20 protein-coding genes are annotated in these 16,787 nt (G+C 61.9%); 15 read left to right on the top strand and 5 right to left on the bottom strand.

The features are described from left to right. From VGY55_03940 to VGY55_03915, 6 genes are all read left to right on the top strand, one after another. On the top strand, positions 1-249 hold a 249-nt coding region (locus VGY55_03940; protein HEV2969116.1), incomplete at its 5' end, for a hypothetical protein. 10 nt (positions 250-259) lie between these two features. Further along, on the top strand, positions 260-1,717 hold the full coding sequence (gene lpdA / locus VGY55_03935) for a dihydrolipoyl dehydrogenase (protein HEV2969115.1): 1,458 nt from the start codon (positions 260-262) through the stop codon (positions 1,715-1,717). A 119-nt stretch (positions 1,718-1,836) separates the two neighbouring features. Beyond that, complete coding sequence (gene mch, locus VGY55_03930) at positions 1,837-2,787, top strand: methenyltetrahydromethanopterin cyclohydrolase (GenBank protein HEV2969114.1); 951 nt, start codon at positions 1,837-1,839, stop codon at positions 2,785-2,787. A gap of 9 nt (positions 2,788-2,796) precedes the next feature. Then, on the top strand, positions 2,797-3,705 hold the full coding sequence (locus VGY55_03925; protein HEV2969113.1) for a RimK family alpha-L-glutamate ligase: 909 nt from the start codon (positions 2,797-2,799) through the stop codon (positions 3,703-3,705). Positions 3,706-3,720: 15 nt separating this feature from the next. Further along, the gene (locus VGY55_03920; GenBank protein HEV2969112.1) at positions 3,721-5,400 is read left to right on the top strand and encodes a fatty acid CoA ligase family protein; all 1,680 of its coding nucleotides are present in this window, start codon (positions 3,721-3,723) and stop codon (positions 5,398-5,400) included. A 313-nt stretch (positions 5,401-5,713) separates the two neighbouring features. Beyond that, positions 5,714-6,712, top strand: coding sequence for an NAD-dependent epimerase/dehydratase family protein (locus VGY55_03915; GenBank protein HEV2969111.1), 999 nt, complete (start codon positions 5,714-5,716; stop codon positions 6,710-6,712). A gap of 114 nt (positions 6,713-6,826) precedes the next feature. Here the strand turns inward: VGY55_03915 and VGY55_03910 are convergent, their stop codons facing one another. Then, positions 6,827-7,279, bottom strand: a complete 453-nt coding sequence (locus VGY55_03910; protein ID HEV2969110.1) for a hypothetical protein — start codon at positions 7,277-7,279, stop codon at positions 6,827-6,829. A gap of 84 nt (positions 7,280-7,363) precedes the next feature. Here VGY55_03910 and VGY55_03905 point away from each other — a divergent pair, with 84 nt between their 5' ends. From VGY55_03905 to VGY55_03865, 9 genes are all read left to right on the top strand, one after another. After that, entirely contained in the window at positions 7,364-7,555 is a 192-nt protein-coding gene (locus tag VGY55_03905; protein HEV2969109.1) for a hypothetical protein, read from the top strand. A 9-nt stretch (positions 7,556-7,564) separates the two neighbouring features. Beyond that, complete coding sequence (gene ffh, locus VGY55_03900) at positions 7,565-9,103, top strand: signal recognition particle protein (protein HEV2969108.1); 1,539 nt, start codon at positions 7,565-7,567, stop codon at positions 9,101-9,103. 352 nt (positions 9,104-9,455) lie between these two features. Next, positions 9,456-9,923 carry a 30S ribosomal protein S16 gene (gene rpsP, locus VGY55_03895; protein HEV2969107.1) on the top strand — a complete coding sequence of 156 codons (468 nt, stop codon included), beginning with the start codon at positions 9,456-9,458 and terminating at the stop codon, positions 9,921-9,923. 22 nt (positions 9,924-9,945) lie between these two features. Further along, positions 9,946-10,632: a tRNA (guanosine(37)-N1)-methyltransferase TrmD gene (gene trmD, locus VGY55_03890; protein HEV2969106.1), complete on the top strand. Its 687-nt coding sequence runs from the start codon at positions 9,946-9,948 to the stop codon at positions 10,630-10,632. Between the two features lie 14 nt (positions 10,633-10,646). Continuing rightward, on the top strand, positions 10,647-11,027 hold the full coding sequence (gene rplS / locus VGY55_03885) for a 50S ribosomal protein L19 (protein HEV2969105.1): 381 nt from the start codon (positions 10,647-10,649) through the stop codon (positions 11,025-11,027). Between the two features lie 153 nt (positions 11,028-11,180). Beyond that, the gene (locus tag VGY55_03880; protein ID HEV2969104.1) at positions 11,181-11,690 is read left to right on the top strand and encodes a YraN family protein; all 510 of its coding nucleotides are present in this window, start codon (positions 11,181-11,183) and stop codon (positions 11,688-11,690) included. Between the two features lie 219 nt (positions 11,691-11,909). Next, positions 11,910-12,560 carry a PH domain-containing protein gene (locus tag VGY55_03875; GenBank protein ID HEV2969103.1) on the top strand — a complete coding sequence of 217 codons (651 nt, stop codon included), beginning with the start codon at positions 11,910-11,912 and terminating at the stop codon, positions 12,558-12,560. A gap of 64 nt (positions 12,561-12,624) precedes the next feature. Continuing rightward, on the top strand, positions 12,625-12,840 hold the full coding sequence (locus tag VGY55_03870) for a hypothetical protein (GenBank protein HEV2969102.1): 216 nt from the start codon (positions 12,625-12,627) through the stop codon (positions 12,838-12,840). Further along, positions 12,837-13,268, top strand: coding sequence for a retropepsin-like aspartic protease (locus tag VGY55_03865; GenBank protein ID HEV2969101.1), 432 nt, complete (start codon positions 12,837-12,839; stop codon positions 13,266-13,268). The genes VGY55_03870 and VGY55_03865 overlap by 4 nt, the downstream gene beginning before the upstream one ends. 86 nt (positions 13,269-13,354) lie before the next feature. Here VGY55_03865 and rpoN read toward each other — a convergent pair whose 3' ends face one another. From rpoN to VGY55_03845, 4 genes are all read right to left on the bottom strand, one after another. Continuing rightward, entirely contained in the window at positions 13,355-14,992 is a 1,638-nt protein-coding gene (rpoN, locus tag VGY55_03860; GenBank protein ID HEV2969100.1) for an RNA polymerase factor sigma-54, read from the bottom strand. Positions 14,993-15,214: 222 nt separating this feature from the next. Beyond that, positions 15,215-15,814 carry a recombination mediator RecR gene (gene recR, locus VGY55_03855; protein HEV2969099.1) on the bottom strand — a complete coding sequence of 200 codons (600 nt, stop codon included), beginning with the start codon at positions 15,812-15,814 and terminating at the stop codon, positions 15,215-15,217. Beyond that, positions 15,811-16,167 (bottom strand): YbaB/EbfC family nucleoid-associated protein, encoded by a 357-nt coding sequence (locus tag VGY55_03850; GenBank protein ID HEV2969098.1) that lies wholly within the window; start codon positions 16,165-16,167, stop codon positions 15,811-15,813. Before VGY55_03850 ends, recR begins: the two co-directional genes overlap by 4 nt. After that, positions 16,143-16,787 (bottom strand): hypothetical protein (locus VGY55_03845; GenBank protein HEV2969097.1); only part of this gene is annotated, 645 nt, incomplete at its 5' end. The genes VGY55_03845 and VGY55_03850, both read right to left, overlap by 25 nt.

Below are 16,787 nucleotides of genomic sequence, written 5' to 3'. Positions count from 1 at the left end.
GTCGGCAGCCTCTTCGCCGCGGGCTCGGTGGTGCTGCTGAACGCCAGGTATGGCACGCCATTCGGCGCCCAGTATACTGTGGCGATTGGCGGCGGGCTGTCGCTCTTGGGCGCCTTGTACTTCGTCCTGCGTCTGCCGAGCATTCGTAAAGCCGCTCGCCCGATGCTCGAAAAAGCCGGCGTGCTGCCGCCAATCGCCGCCGGCATCGAGAGCGCTACGCAGGCGGAAAGATTAGAGCTTGGGGGCTAGGGACTTGGAAATGCATGATCTCATCGTCATCGGCGGCGGGCCGGGCGGTTACACTGCCGCAATCCGCGCTAGCCAGCTCGGCCTGAATGTCGCCGTCGTCGAGCGCGAATCGATTCTCGGCGGCACCTGCTTGCGCGTCGGTTGCATCCCGAGCAAGGCGATGCTGGAATCGAGCGAGCGGTTCTACGAAACAATGCACGCGCTGGCCGAGCATGGCGTCAAAGTCGGCTCGGTCGAATTCGATTTGCAAACGGTGCTCCGCCGCAAGGAGCAGATCGTCAGCACGAACGGTCGGGGGATCGATAGCCTGTTCAAGAAGCACAAGATCACCCGCTATTCGGGAGCGGGGCGGATCGTCGCGCCGGGAAAGGTTGCCGTCGAGACCAGGGGACTGTCCGAATCCGGCCGGGGACTGTCCCCTTTTGCGGAGTCCGCGCAGCAAAAGGGGACTGTCCCCCTTGCAGCGCCGCCGACAACCGAACTCACCGCCAAGCACATCCTCATCGCAACCGGCAGCCAACCGGCTACGCTCCCCGGCATCGAGATGGACGGCGATCGCATCGGCACCAGCACTGAAGCTCTTTCCTATCCCGAGGTGCCGAAGCATCTCGTCGTGGTCGGCGGTGGGTACATCGGCCTGGAACTTGGCTCGGTCTGGAGCCGGCTCGGAGCGAAAGTCACCGTGCTCGAATTCCTCGATCGCATCTTTCCCGGCACCGATAGCGAAATCGCCCGCGATGCGTTCGGGCTGCTGCAGAAACAGGGGATCGAATTCCGCCTCGGCAGCCGCGTCAATTCGGCTCGCGCGGGCAAAGATGGCTGCGTGGTTCGGTGCGAAGGGGCAGAGCCGTTGAAGTGCGATCGCGTGCTCTTGGCGGTCGGCCGCGTGCCTTATACCGAGGGCCTCGGCCTGGAGTCGGTCGGCATTCGCACGGACGCGAAAGGCCGAATTCCGGTCAACGATCACTTCGAAACGACTGCCGCCGGGGTTTACGCCATCGGCGACTGCATCCCCGGCCCAATGCTCGCCCACAAGGCCGAGGAGGAAGGGGTCGCCTGCGTCGAGCGGATTGTCACTGGCTACGGCCACGTGAACTACGACGCGATTCCCGCCGTGATCTTCACGCAGCCGGAAATCGCCGCCGTCGGCAAGACGGAAGACGAATTGCTGGCCGCGAAGGTCGCCTATCGCAAAGGCATCTTCCCCTTCCGCGCAAACGGCCGCGCCCGCACGCTCGGCCAAACGGACGGCAAAGTGAAAATCCTTGCCGATCAAAAAACCGATCGCATCCTGGGCGTTCACATCGTCGGCCCGCGAGCCGGCGACCTGATCGCCGAAGCCACCGCCGCGATTTCCTTCGGCGCCAGCGCCGAAGACCTGGCCCGCACCTGCCACGCCCACCCGACGCTTCCAGAGGCGATCAAGGAGGCGGCGCTTGCGGTTGACGGGCGGGCGATTAATCTCTAGCTACGCCACATCCTGCAAATCTTGACAATCCTGTTAATCCTGTCCAAAACACGGCAGAATGGTTGGACAGGATTTACAGGATTGCTCTGGAGTCGATAGCCGACGCTGCGACAGGTAATGTGCGATACGAACTTAACAAAGCGGCAGAGTTGATTTGTCGGCGCATGGCGACGGAGGCGGAGGCGCTGAGACTGCGCGTCCGGTCGGCAGCGGGCAGAGCCACCGTGATTGATTGTGGGATCGAGGCGCGTGGTGGGATGGAGGCCGCGCGGTTGCTCGCCGAGGCGTGCATGGCCGGATTGGGGCGGGTCGAGTTCGTGCCGGGATCGGCCGAGTTGTGGCCAGGGCCGGCGGTGATGGTGCGGACCGATGCGCCCGTCGCGGCGTGTATGGCCGCGCAGTATGCCGGTTGGAAAGTGCACCACGAGCAGTTTTTTGCGATGGGATCCGGGCCGATGCGAGCGGCCGCGGGTAAGGAGGAGCTGTTTGATAAGATCGGCTTTCGCGAGCGGCCGGACGTCGCTGTCGGCGTGCTCGAGACACGGCAGCAACCGCCCGACGAGGTGTTGCAATCGCTCGCGGATGCGTGCGGCGTCGGAATCGACCGACTGACAGTTTTCGTGGCGCCGACGGCCAGTCAGGCCGGGACGGTTCAAATCGCCGCCCGATCAGTCGAAACTGCTCTGCACAAGTTGTTCGAGTTGGGCTTCGATTTAAGCCGGATCGAGAGCGGCTTCGGCACGGCGCCGCTGCCGCCAGTCGCGCGCGACGATCTGGCGGCCATCGGCCGAACGAACGACGCGATTCTGTACGGCGCGGAGGTGACGCTGTGGGTTCGCGGCGACGACGACAGCTTGCGCACGATCGGCCCGAAGACTCCCAGCAGCGCGTCGGCCGAGTTCGGCGCTTCCTTCATCGAAATCTTCAAGCGCTATGACGGCGATTTCTACAAAATCGATCCACTGCTGTTCAGCCCGGCCGTTGTGACCTTCGTTAATCTCGACACGGGCAACTCGTTTCGCTTTGGCCACGCGCTGCCGCGCGTAATCCACCGGTCGTTCGCGGAGTGAAGGCCTGCAATGCACTTGGTTGTCCTCGCCAGCGCCGATAGTTGGTACTTGAACGATCTTCGCCGCGCCGCGGCGGGCCAGCATGAGATTGCGGCAGTCGATTTTGGCGACCTGGTTTCCACGATTGCGGCAAACCAAGTGCGGGTGAGCGCGAAGGGGATTGACCTCGGCGATTCAGACGCGGTGCTCGTCCGCACGATGCCACCGGGTTCGCTCGAACAGATCGTGTTTCGGATGGATGCACTCGGACGGTTGGAGGCGTCGGGCCTTCCCATCATCAATCCGCCGCGGGCGATTGAAGCTGCCGTGGACAAGTATCTCACGACGGCGCGATTGGCCGCCGCCGGCTTGCCCGTGCCGTGTACCATCGCTTGCCAGACGGCCGAGGAAGGCCTGGCCGCGTTCGAAACGCTCGGCGGCGACGTGGTCATCAAACCCGTGTTCGGCTCGGAGGGACGCGGGATCATGCGGCTTGATGATCCGGCACTGGCGCGGCAAGCGTTCCAAGCGACGGCGCGGCTCGGCGGTTTGCTCTATGTTCAGCAGCTCATTCCGCACGATGGGTACGATATACGGGTGCTGGTGATCGGCCAGCGGATGTTTGCGATGCGGCGGCGAAATGACTCCGACTGGCGGACCAACGTCAGCCGCGGGGCGATCGCCGAGCGCACCGAGTTGACGGCTGAAATGGCGACGATGGCGCGGCAAGCGGCGGATGCGGTCGGCGCTTCGCTCGCCGGAGTCGATCTCCTGCCGGGCCGCGATGGCCGGCTCTATGCGATCGAGGTGAACGCCGTGCCGGGCTGGAAAGCGCTGGCCGCGGCGCTCGACATCGACGTTGCGCAAGTGGTGCTTGAATACGTGCAGCACGAAGTAAAGAACAGGCCACTCGCGCGCAATCCAAAATCCAAAATCTAAAATCCAAAATCGGCTATGGCCACCGCGCTTGAAACCGCCGAAGCCGTCAATGTTGCCCGCCGGCTCCGCGCCATGGCCCGGCGGATGCCGAGCGCCGTGGCAGTGGCCGAGCCGCACGGTTGGCGGCCGGACGGCAGGCGGCAATATCGCCAGCTCACGTTTCGCGAGTTGGATGAAGACAGCGACCGGCTCGCCTCTGGGCTAACGCAGATGGGCATTTCGCCCGGCACTCGGCTGGCGATGTTCGTGCCGCCCAGCATCGACTTCGTGTCGCTGGTCTTCGCGATGTTCAAGGCCGGATTGGTCCCGATCCTCATCGATCCGCGGATGGGGGGCCGAAGCCTGCTCGATTGCCTTGATGAAGTGAAACCGGAGGGCTTCATCGCCGTGCCGCTGGTCCATGCCCTGCGGAAGGTGCCGGGCGGACGGTTCTTCGGTGCGAAGTACAACGTGACAGTCGGCCGGCGCTGGTGGTGGGGAGGCGAAACGATTGCCGGGCTTCGGTGCTGCGGAACGTCGCCCTTTGAATCGCGTGCGACCACGGCCGAGGACCCGGCCGCCATCATCTTCACCTCCGGAAGCACCGGCCCGGCGAAGGGCGTACTCTATCGGCATCGCAATTTCGATCATCAGGTCAGCGAGATTCAGGAGTTTTACGGCATCCAACCGGGAGAGATCGACGTTCCTTGCTTTCCACTATTCGGACTCTTCAACGCCGCCATGGGTGTGACCACCGTCATACCAGACATGGACGCCAGCCGCCCGGCCCGAGTCGATCCGAAGAAGCTGATCGAGACGATCAACGACTGGCAGGCGACGCAGAGCTTTGGATCGCCGGCGGTGTGGGACCGCGTCGGGCGATATTGCAAGCAGCAGAATGTTCGCCTGACGACATTGCGGCGCGTGCTCTCGGCCGGCGCTCCGGTGCCGCTGCACGTGTTGCAGCGTATGCAGAGTTGCATCCATCCCTCGGGCGAAATGCACACTCCGTACGGCGCCACCGAAGCCCTGCCGGTCGCCTCGATTGGGGCGAACGAAGTGCTCCATGAAACGAGCCGCCGCACCGACGCGGGCAACGGAGTTTGCGTCGGTCGAAAGTTCGCCGGCATCCAGTGGAAGGTGATTCAAATCGTCGATGGCCCGATCGCCGAGCTGGCCGAAGCGATTGAACTGCCGGAGAGCGAGATCGGCGAATTGATCGTGAGCGGGCCCGTTGTTACCGATCGATACGTCACTCGCATCGACGCGAACGCGACCGGAAAGATAGCGGACGGCAGCGCCATCTGGCATCGAATGGGAGACGTCGGCTATCTCGATTCGCACGGACGATTCTGGTTTTGCGGACGGCTCGCGCAGCGAGTGCTGACGGCCGGCGGAACGATGTATACCATCCCTTGCGAGGCGATCTTTAATCGGCATCCGGAGGTGCGGCGCTCGGCGCTAGTTGGTGTCGGGCCACGCGGAGCGCAGCAGCCCGCGATCGTCGTCGAATTGCAATCCGGCCGCGTACCGCGCGGAGCGGCGCGCGGGCGGATCGTGAACGAACTTCAGACTCTGGCTCTCTCCAGCCCCTTGACGGCCGGCATCCGACACTTTCTCATTCATCGCTCGCTGCCAGTGGACCTGCGCCACAACGTGAAGATCTCAAGAGAGAAACTGGCAACCTGGGCCGCTCGCCGGATCGGCCCGCGATGAATCGGCATGACGAGGGCGGTTTTTATGAGGAGGCCAGGAAGGCAGGAGTCGGAAGGGCGAGAGGAACAGGAGCAAACGGAGGGAACAGAGATCAAGAATCCGCAAATCAAACTCTCCGTTTCCTCCGTTATCTCCTGTTCAATCAAATAACGATTCCTTTTGTTGCTGCCCGATGCCGCGCTAAGTTCATTCCCGTTCATTTCCGGCTACCTTTCTTCGTTCTCCTGCTTTCCTGGTCTCCTCATAAAACTCTCCCGCCGCATCTTGGCGTCCTTGGCGCCTTGGCGGTTCAAAATAAATCGGAACTTCTTGAATGCACGCATTGGTGACCGGCGCCGGCGGGTTTCTCGGGCTGTATGTCGTCGAGCAGCTCATTGCCCGGGGAGATCGCGTCCGCGGATACTGCCGCAAGGACGATCCGGAGCTGCGTCGGCTGGGAGTCGAAGTCGTGCAAGGGGATCTGCGCGATCGAGACCGCATGATCGCGGCCTGCGAGGGAATCGACACTGTTTTCCACGTCGGCGGCGTCACCGGCATTTGGGGATCCTGGCAGCATTACTACGACGTCAACACACTGGGCACTGAGCACGTGCTGGAGGGTTGTCGGCGGCACGGTGTCACGCGACTGGTTTACTCGAGCAGCCCGAGCGTCACGTTCGACGGCCGGGATCAGTGCGGAGTTGACGAATCGGCGCCGTATGCGACGCGCTGGCTCTGCCACTATCCGCATTCGAAGGCCCTGGCCGAGCAGCGCGTGCTGGCCGCCAGCGGCAGCGGCGGATTGCTCACCTGCGCCCTGCGGCCGCATTTGATCTGGGGACCGCGCGACCGGCGCCTCGTACCCCGGCTCTTGAAGCGCCAGCGGGCCGGCCAATTGCGCCGCGTCGGCGATGGCCAGAATCTGATCGACATGGTGTACGTCGAAAACGCCGCCGCGGCCCATCTTCAAGCCGCCGACGCGCTGGGCCCCGGCTCGCCGATCGGCGGTCGGGCCTATTTCATCAGCCAGGGAGAACCCGTCAACTGCTGGCAGTGGATCGAGCAACTGCTCGCGCTGGCCGGCCTAGGACCGGTGAGCGGCTCTATTCCCACGCGACTGGCTTGGACTATCGGGACCGGTCTCGAAGCATTCCACCATCTTTTTCGGCCCAACACCGAACCACGAATGACCCGCTTCCTCGCCGCCCAACTCGGCCGCTCCCACTACTTCAACATCCGCCGCGCGAAAGAAGATTTCGGCTACCTTCCAGCCGTCTCGACAGCGGAAGGGATGCAGCGGCTGGGAAAATATCTGAGGACTCCTGTCAAATAGCTTGACGGCGCTGTCGTCGAGGGTTTCTCTACAATGGGATGATGATCGTCGTAGCGGGATTCGCAAGAATTCCGACAGTGACAATGATCGCGGGCTGCGTTCCGGATGCTTTTGCTACCAGCCGAATACGACAACCGGATAGCCGGACAAGGGATTGCGGGCGAAGTCCATAAGGACCGACGCGAATACCTGTTCGTCATTGAACTGCCCCGATTCATACCCGCGATAAACGTCTTCGAGAGAACGTGATTCCACTTCGGGGTATCTTTCGGCCAGCCCGCGAGCCAACTGAGTAACTGAAAAGAACTCGGGTCTGAACGGGTCATCGGGATCGGTCTTTGGGAGTTCGTCAACCAACAGCCCGATTGCCTCGCGATCGCCAATGTCCCCAAGGACATTCCTTGTTCGTTCAGGAGGCAATGCCTCGTATGAGAATTGGAAAAAGGTCTCGGTTCGCTGCCCACTGAGCGGCCGATTTTTGTAGGCGTCGATAACCAATTTGCGGAGGGGATCGTCCTGATCTTCGGCCAATTCTTCGATGCTTCGGATATCGACCGAGAAGCTCATGGCAACGCCTGCGTTACAATGGTTTCGAGTTCCAGAATGCCCAGGCGTCGATGGCGTTTAGCAACCAAGGGCCAAAACCTAGAAATGACAGCCCTGTCCGATCCTACCGGCCAGCGGTTTCCTCCGCAAGTTTCGCACGTCGGGCGAACCTCGGCCCTATTCAATTCGGCCGCGATTCCGCTAAAATTCTGGGCTGCGCTGGATGGCGCGGCGAAGCGTTATCCGGCGGCTGATGCCACTCGGCTCGTTTTTTCGTCGTTCGTTCCGGACTCCTGACTCCTGCTTATGTTCGAATCAATTCAAAACGGTCTGTCCGGCGCGTTGCGCAAGTTGAGCGGTCGGGGGAAGCTCAGCGAAGCGAACATGCGCGAGGGGCTGAAGGAGGTCGAGCGCGCGCTGCTCGAAGCGGACGTCAGCTATTCGGTCGTGAAGGAGTTCATGGACCGGGTGACGCAGGAGGCGGTCGGCGAGAAGGTGCTGCAGTCGCTCCGGCCGGATCAGCAGGTCATCGGCGTCGTGCACCGGGAACTCATCAATCTGATGGGACCCGTGGATCACTCGCTGCACCTCAAGCCCGGCACCACGGTGCTGATGCTCTGCGGCCTGCAAGGCTCCGGCAAGACGACCACTTGCGGCAAGCTCGGGCGGATGATCAAGGAGCGCGGCGTGAAGCCGATGCTGGTGGCCGCCGACCTGCAGCGCCCCGCCGCCATTCAGCAGTTGCACGTGCTGGGGGAGCAACTCGGCATTCCCGTCTACTCCGAGCCGGGGGCGACGAATCCCGTGTCGGTCTGCCAGAACGCCGTCAAGAAAGCTCGGGCCGAAGCCATTGGGGCCGTCATCCTCGACACGGCCGGGCGATTGCACATCGACGAAGAGTTGATGGACCAACTCGAGCGGATCGACAATCAGGTCGGTCCCGAGCAAGTGTACCTGGTGGTCGATGGCATGACCGGGCAAGACGCCGTCAACAGCGCCAAAGTCTTCCAAGACGCGCTGGAGTTGGACGGCGTGATCATGACCAAGCTCGATGGCGACGCCCGCGGTGGGGCGGCGCTTTCGGTCAAAGCAGTTACCGGCGTGCCGCTAAAGTTCATCGGCACGGGCGAGCATCTCGATGCGCTCGAGGAATTCCATCCCGATCGGATGGCGGGGCGAATCCTCGGCATGGGAGACGTGCTGACGCTCGTCGAAACGGCCCAGCAGAAGCTCGATCAAGACGTGCTCGCGGAACAAGAGGCTCAACTCCGCAAGGGTGAATTCACGCTCGACAGTTTCCGCAAGATGCTCGGGCAAACACGGACGATGGGCCCGATTAAGAAACTGCTTGGATTGATGCCCGGCATGGGCGGGCTGAACGATATGCTCGGCGATGAAGATGTGGAAGGGGCAATGGACCGCACGTTTGGGATCATCGACTCAATGACGTCCGACGAGCGCCGCAATCCGAGCCGGGTGATCGATCCCAGCCGCCGCCGCCGGATCGCTGCCGGCGCGGGCGTCGAGCCGCACGAAGTCAACGACTTGGTCAAGCAATTCGACGGCATCGCCGCCATGATGAAGAGCATGGCCGGCAAGGGGATGGGCGATCGGCTGCGGATGATGAAAGAGCTTCAGCAAGGGGGCCTGATGAACCCCGGGGCAAAGCTCGGCAAGTCGAAGCAAGGCACCGGCAAGCGACTCACGACCGATGAAAAGCGCAAGCTCAAGAAACAGCGCGAAAAAGAACTCCGCCGGCGGAAATACGAAAACAAGCACGGTGACCAGAAAAACAAGGACCAGAACGGGCGAAAGCCGGACGACGAGGACAAACCCGGTGAGTGAATCGCCGCTGGGCGTTTGAATTCGCCGGGTGCCATGGCCACTGCTCTGAGTGGCCATGCGCTAACTGCTCATACGCCCACATGCCCACGCCGACCCGCTGGCGGGCCCAGAGGGCGCCCCGCCCCGCGTGGGCATGGCACCCACCCCTATCAACCATGCTCCGAAGATCCATCAAGCTATCTCGAATCTCCGACGAATTCCGGCACACGGGCTGCAATTTTTTCGCTAATTCACGCCTGGTTCCACTCGCATTCGTGGCCCCCAATTGGTAATCTGATGGCTTCCCCTTGAGCGAACCTGAACAAGAATAGACGGCTAAACCCAGGAGACGAGTGTGGCAGTACGAATTCGCATGAAACGGATGGGGCGCAAACACCGGTCGTTTTTCCGGATTTGCGCGACCGACTCGCGGAGCCCCCGCGATGGCCGCGTGATAGAGGAACTGGGCACCTACGATCCGCACGTGCCGGACACCGATGCCCGCACGACGATCAACGGCGAGCGGCTCAAGTATTGGCTCGGCGTGGGGGCAAAGCCATCGGAGAAGGTGGCGATATTGATCAAGAAATACGGCCCGGACGGAATCCGCGCCGCGGAGCAGCAGGCTGCCCGCGAGCGGCTGACGGCGCCGAAGGCAATTCCCGATCCTGGGCCACCGACATTTGTGCTGAAGCCGAAGACCGAGAAGGCGCCAGAGGCCAAGGCGCCGGCCGCGGAAGCGCCGGCTTCGGGGGCGCCGCCGGCCGAAGCACCGGCCTCCGAAGTGCCAGCCGCAGAGGCGGCGCCGGCCGAACAACCAGCCGCCGCGCCGACGCCGTAGTTTTTATCAAGTCCTCCATGAAATGCGATTCGATGTTTTGACTTTGTTTCCGGAGATGTTTCCGGGCTACTTGGGGCAGAGCCTTTTGAAGTTGGCGATTGAGCGCGGGTTGGTGGATGTGCGGTTGCACAATATCCGCGATTGGGCAATGGGTCGGCACAAGGTGGTGGACGATCGCCCGTTCGGGGGCGGACCCGGCATGATCCTCAAGGTCGAGCCGGTCGTCGAGTGTGTCGAGGCGGTCCGGGCGAGCGATCCTGATCCGGGTCATCTGGTCATGCTCACGCCGCAAGGACGCCGGCTCACGCAGCCGATCGTCGAGGAGTTGGCCGCTCACAAGCGGCTGCTACTGCTTTGCGGGCGGTACGAGGGGTTTGACGATCGGGTGCGGCAAATCCTCAAGCCGGATGAACTGTCGATCGGCGACTTCATCCTCGGTGGCGGCGAGGTGGCGGCGATGGTGGTGATCGACGCCGTGATTCGGCTCGTGCCGGGCGTGCTCGGTCACGAGGAGAGCGCGGGAAACGATTCGTTTTCGGGGACAAGCCGACTTTTGGAGCACGCCCAATTCACCCGCCCGCGCGAATTCCGCGGGCTGACCGTGCCGGAGGTGCTGCTGGGGGGAAACCACGAAGAAATCGCCCGCTGGCGGCTTGAGCAGAGTCTTCAACAGACCGCCCAGCGCCGTGCGGATTTATTAGAACGATAGAAAGGACCATTCCGATGAGCGAGCAAATCCTGGCCTTGGTGGAAAAGAGCAGCCTCAAGGCCGAAATACCGAAATTCGAAATCGGTGACACGGTCGACGTACACACGCGGATTCTCGAAGGGGAGAAAGAGCGGATCCAGATCTTCAACGGCGTCGTGATCGCCCGCAACGGTTCCGGCACCCGGGCCATGTTCACGGTCCGGCGGATCGTGGCGGGCGAAGGGGTCGAGCGCAAGTTTCCGCTGCATTCGCCGAAGATTGCGAAGGTGGAGGTGAAGCGCTCCGGAGTCGTGCGGCGGGCGAAGCTGTACTTTCTCCGCGACCGCGTTGGCAAGGCCGTTCGCCTCCGCGAGCGCCGGGGCGAGGGCGTCGCCGAAGCAGAAGCGGCAAAGTGAGTTCAGCTCTGATTGACCGGTGCCATGGCCACGGCTCTGCGTGGCCATGCGACGACACCGTCCATGCCCACGCCGAGCCGCTGGCGGGCCCGGAGGGCGCCCCGCGGGGGCACGGCACCCAAAGCATCAATACAGCATTAGAGCTCCAACCGCATGGCAACTCGAACGCGCAAGCCACGCCGTTCGCGGTTGACTAAACTGTCGGTCTGGGTCACTGGTTGGGCGCGGCAGTTCCGCGCGCGCTACAATTCCTCGATTAATTCCCTCCGCCGCGCGCTGGCTCCAAAGACGCTCGGACAGCGTGGCGAGGCGGTGGCCGCTCGGTATCTTAAGCGATTGGGCTATGTGATCGTCGCCCGCGGATCCCACATCCGCCGCGGCGAGATCGATCTGATCGCCGTCGATGGCCGGACGGTCGTGTTCGTCGAAGTCAAGACACGCGTTTCGCACGACGCCGGCCACCCGGCCGAAGCGGTCGACCGCGACAAGCAGCACCGCCTCACGCGCCTGGCGATGATCTATCTCAAGCGTCACGGGCTGTTGGAGACCTCCGCCCGCTTCGACGTGATCGCCATCACCTGGCCCAAGGGGCAGCGCCGCCCGACGATCGAGCACTTCAAGAACGCCTTCGAGCCGGTCGGCGAGGGGCAGATGTTTTATTGACGGCATGGGCGTCTGCGGCGCGAGTAGGGTGCGTCAAGTCTCTGCGCAGACGCACCGTGCATCGGCCAATCCCCGCCGGCTAGCTGATTCCGGTGCGTCTGCGCGGACTTGACGCATCCTACGCTTTTGCGGTTCGGGCGTCGTCATTCCCTGGGCACTCATCTATAATGCGTCGGTGCTGTTGCCATCAACCCGTCACCTTCTAAAGGGCGATCGAACATGCGGTGCGAGCATTGCGAGACGGAGATTCCCTCGGGAGCGGCGTTTTGTCCTGGTTGCGGTAAGCGATTGGATGAATCGGCCGAGCCTCCCGCGGCGGCGGCGCCGGCTCCGTCTTCCGCGCAACAACTTCAGCACAAGGCTGAGCAGGTCCGCGCGCCCCGCGACATTCCCGAGCAAGAACTATGGCGCGGCGCCTATTCGTACAAGTCGATGCTCGGGGTGCTGGCTCTCGGCGGATTGGCGTCGATCGTTGGAATCGTCTTGCTATTCGTCGCCGTCAGTCCCGTTATTCGATGGACGATTGTCGGGTGTCTCGTCGCGCTGTGGATCTTCATCGCTGCCTATGTGCTGCGCCGTCGGATTGGAATCCATTACCGGCTCACCAATCAACGATTCTTCATTGAGCGAGGAATCTTCAGCCGCGTCACGGATCGGATCGAAGTGATCGACATCAACGACATGAAGTACGAGCAAAACCTCTTCGAACGGATGTTCGACGTCGGTTCGATCAAGCTCACCGCGTCGGACCATAGCGTCCCGGAATTCGATCTCGACGGGATCGAGCACGTCGTGGAGGTGGCCAATCTCATCGACCAAGCGCGGCGGGCGGAAAGAAATCGCCGCGGACTCTACATCGAAGCGAGTTGAGCGCTAAGCTTCTCTCGACTTCGAGCCTGAACCTAGCGTAGAATTATGTGAAAGGATTGAGACCATGCCTTCCATTCCATATCAGCAGCGGCAGCCGCCAATAGTCCCAAAGGAACTTGGCGGCAAGTGGATTGCCTGGACATTCGACGGCAGTCGCATTGTCGCCTACGGCGATACGTTGGACGAATGCGAATCGGCGGCCGAGAAAACGGGCGAAACAAACCTTCGATTCGAAAAGACCCCGCGCTCGGATGTTCGCATCATTGGAGCAGCGCGGTGAAGTTTCCGTATCGCCGCTATGCGATTGAGCCCTCTCCCGCGGCGCCCATGCTCTCTATCATTTCGCGGCCCGTCATTCCCGTCAGGTTTTCGGGATCCAAGGGCACCCGCAACTGCTACGCCCTGCTCGATACCGGTGCCGACGAGTCGTACATCACGCAGAGCATGGCCGAAAAGCTCGGGATTGCGCCGCTCTCGGAAGTGATTTCAACTGTGCAGTCGGCAAGCGGCAAAATGTCGATAATGTACGGCGAGGTGCTCATTGAAGTTGCCGATGGAGACGAGCGATTCTCCCGTCGAATTGCAGTCGGCATCGCGGACGAAACCTGGTCGGAGGCAATTCTCGGCCACATCGGATTCCTCGAGCATTTTGACGCCACGTTTTCTTACGTGGACCAGACTGTGACGCTGCTCGTCCGTGGCGAATAATGTCCCCGTGATACTATCTCTGTTGGCCGGAAAGAGTGGACCGCGCACCAATCGCCTTCAATTTCCTATGTGGCGAAAGTCGTCGCCTACGCGAGCGGCGTTTCGATGTCGGATTGCGCATCGCCGTGGGGCACGTTGCCGTCCCGCGGACCGCTGGCCGGCTCATCGCCGCGTTCTTCTTGGTGATCTTCTTCGTCATGCTGCTCCGCGCCATTGACTTCGGCGGCGGCCGGCGGCGCATCGCCGCCCAATGTCCAGTCGCGGCGCTGGCGGGAGCTGGGGATCTTCATGGCCTTCCGATACTTGGTCACCGTGCGGCGGGCGACGGTCAGGCCGTGTTTGGCCAATTCCTTGACCAATTCATCGTCACTGTGCGGATGCTGCTTGCTCTCGGCATCGACGATCTCTTGCAGCTTGATTCGCACGGCGTCCCAGGCCACTTCCTCGCCGCCGGCGCTGACCGTGCCGCCGACGAAGAATCGCTTGAGCGGGAAGATGCCGCGCGGGGTTTGCACCCATTTATCATCGACGGCCCGGCTCACGGTGGTCACGTGCACGCCGACTTTATCGGCGATCTGCTGCATCTTGAGCGGCTCGATGTGCTCCGGGCCTTTGTTCAGGAACTCGGTTTGATGATCGACGATTGCCTGGGCTACGCGGGTGAGCGTGTTGCGGCGCTGCTCGATCGATTCGATCAGCCATTGGGCCGAGTTGATCTTCCGCTTGATGTACTCGCGGGTTTTTTCGTCGGTGTCGGGCGACATCAGCAATTGCCGATAGTAGGCGCTGATGAACAGGTTCGGCGTGCGGCCGTCTTCGAGCCGCACCTTGTATTTGCCCGACTCGGCCAACTCAATGTACACATCGGGCGTGACGCTGGGGACGAAGCCGCCGGAGAAATTCGCGCCGGGCTTGGGATTGAGCTTGCGCAGCTCGTCGAGAGTTTGCTTGATCAAGTCGATCGAATATCCGGTCCGCCGCTCGATCTGAGGAAGCCGGTTGTGCTCCAGGTCTTCCAGGTGATTCGCGATCAGCGTCTTGAGCTGCTCATAATGCGGCATGTTCGGCTTGAGCTGGAGCAAAAGGCACTCGCGGAGATCGCGAGCGCCGACTCCCGGCGGATCGAGCCTCTGCACGGTCGTGAGCGCCTTCTGTGCTAGTGCCAGCGCCGATTGGCCGCCGTCGGAATCGACTAGGTCCTCCAGCCGGCCCTGCAAATAACCGTTCGAGTCGAGAGCGTAGATGATCCGGTCGCACATCTGCCGCAGCGGCTCTTCGAGATCGAACCAGCCGAGTTGATCATGCAGATACTCGTGCAGCGATTGGGGGCGATCGACCATGTTGGCCATCGCGTCGTGTTGGCGGTCTCCCTCTTCGGCGAGCCGCGTGGCGGATGGACGGCTGCGCTCCTCGAAGTGGTCGGGCCACTCCTCGTCCATGCTCAACAGCCGCTCGAAATCGGCGGCGTTGTCCTTGTTCTCATCGACGACGAGTTCCCGCTCTTCCGGCGTCGGCGCGTCGGGATTTGGAGTCTCGACTTGCTCGTCCGGCAGATCGGGATCCTCCTCGACCAACTCGAGCGCTTCGTTTTCCTGCATCTCCTGCTCGATGCGCTCCTGCAGGGCCATCATCGGCAACTGCAAGATTTCCATCGATTGGATCATCCGCGGCGCAAGCACCTGCTTTTGAACCAATCGCAGTTCTTGTCCGAACGAAAGTCGCATGGAGATTCAATCCATTCTAGTTTGGCTCGCGCCCAGTGCCGCTCATTCAACTTTATACCATATCCGCCGCGCGGGCCGCCAATTTTCGTTGCCGCCGCCGGCGATTTTGCCGACCCATCTCAGAATGCCCACCAAATCCGGCTTGGAAAAGGGGACAGTCCCCGTTTTGCTGCGCGGACCGCGCAAAAAGGGGACGGTCCCCGCCGGATTTGTTAGGCGTTCTCAAAATTTCTGCCGCCCGGAGAGGGCGTCGGAAAGAATCTCCTTATTCGCGAATTCCAGTACGCTCCCCGTCGTAATCCCCCGAGCCAGCCGCGTAATTGCCACCGGAACGTCGGCCAATTGGTTGGCGATGAAAAGGGCCGTTCCGTCCCCTTCGAGCGTCGGATTCGTACCCATAATCACCTCCGCGAACTGACCCGATCGAATGCGCTCGACCAAAGGGCCGATCGTGAGCTGATCGGGACCGATCCCTTCCAGCGGAGCGATCCGCCCCAATAGCACATGATACAGCCCCTTGTAGGCGCCGGCTTGTTCGAGGGCCATCAAATCGCGCGGCTGCTCGACCACGCAGAGAAGCCGCGGATCGCGCGCTGGATCGCGGCAGATCGCACATTCATCCGCCTCCGCCAGATTATAGCAAAGCCGACAGTATCGCACGTTCTCCTTGACGTTTCGAATCGCGTCGGCCAGCCCGAGCGCCTCGTTCTTATGGACCCGCAGAATGTGATAGGCGATCCGCTCGGCCGATTTGCGGCCGATCCCCGGCAGCTTGGCCATTTCGTCGATCAGGCGGCTCACCGATTCAGTCAACAGCGTCATGTTTCCTGCGACTGAATCTTGGCCATCAGATCGTCGAGCGGCGGGAGATTCATGCCGCCGGTCAAGTCGCGCAGCGCGTCGGCGTGCATTTCCTTGGCCTTCGCCAGCGCTTGGTTCACGGCCGCCGGGATCAAGTCTTCTAGCATTTCACGATCTCGACGCTCAATCAGTCCAGGGTCGATCGTGATCTTCAGGATTTGTCCGATTCCGTTCGCCTCGACTTCAATTAGGTCTGCCCCCGAGCGGCCGACGACGCGCCGCTTCTTCAATTCTTCGTTGAGCGATTGCAAGCGGCCGCCAACCTCCTGGGCCTGTTTCAAGATCGAACTCAGATTTCCAATTCCTTTGAACATGCCGGCTTCTCCAGGATTTCGACATTTGCCGCAAACAACTCGACTGCCCGCTCAACGATTGGCCGCCGCCGCACGTCCGCCTCAAGTTCGGCGCGGCGCTGGCGGGGGGAAGCCGTCCGCTTCGGACCGATATCGCCTCCGTTGGCCGGCTCCTCCGCGAGTTCGAACTGGATCCGGATTCGCCGGCCAATCACCGTTTCCAGCGCATCTTCCAGTTTGGCCGCTCGATCAGGTCGCTCGCAAAAAATCTTGCTGAAATTATACTTCGTTGAAAAGATCGCGGCCAGTTGGTTTGGCGCGCGAATTGCTATTTCACCCGCCAACTTGGCGTGGTCGGCCGTCATATCCTCTACCTTGGCGACCGCTTCATCCCAGATTTGGCGGACGTTCTCGGTGTGGAGTTCGATGGCGCCGGCGGCGTGCGTTGATCGAGCTTGGCCCGCCGAAAAGTGCGGCTGATTGATGCCGGGCGGCGTCGCGGCGGTCGCCTTGGATGGGTCGGCTTCGGCGACCGGTCTCAGGTCAGCTTTTTTTTTTGCCATTGTTGGCGGCGACGAGGACGCGTCACCCGCGTTCGCCGAACCAGCCCCGTTTCGCAAATCGGCGATCAGATCGGTCAG

This window comes from Pirellulales bacterium, assembly GCA_035939775.1.
GTDB lineage: Bacteria > Planctomycetota > Planctomycetia > Pirellulales > DATAWG01 > DASZFO01.
Note: the sequence above shows the minus strand (reverse complement) of the source record. Positions and strands in the feature narration are given on the sequence as shown.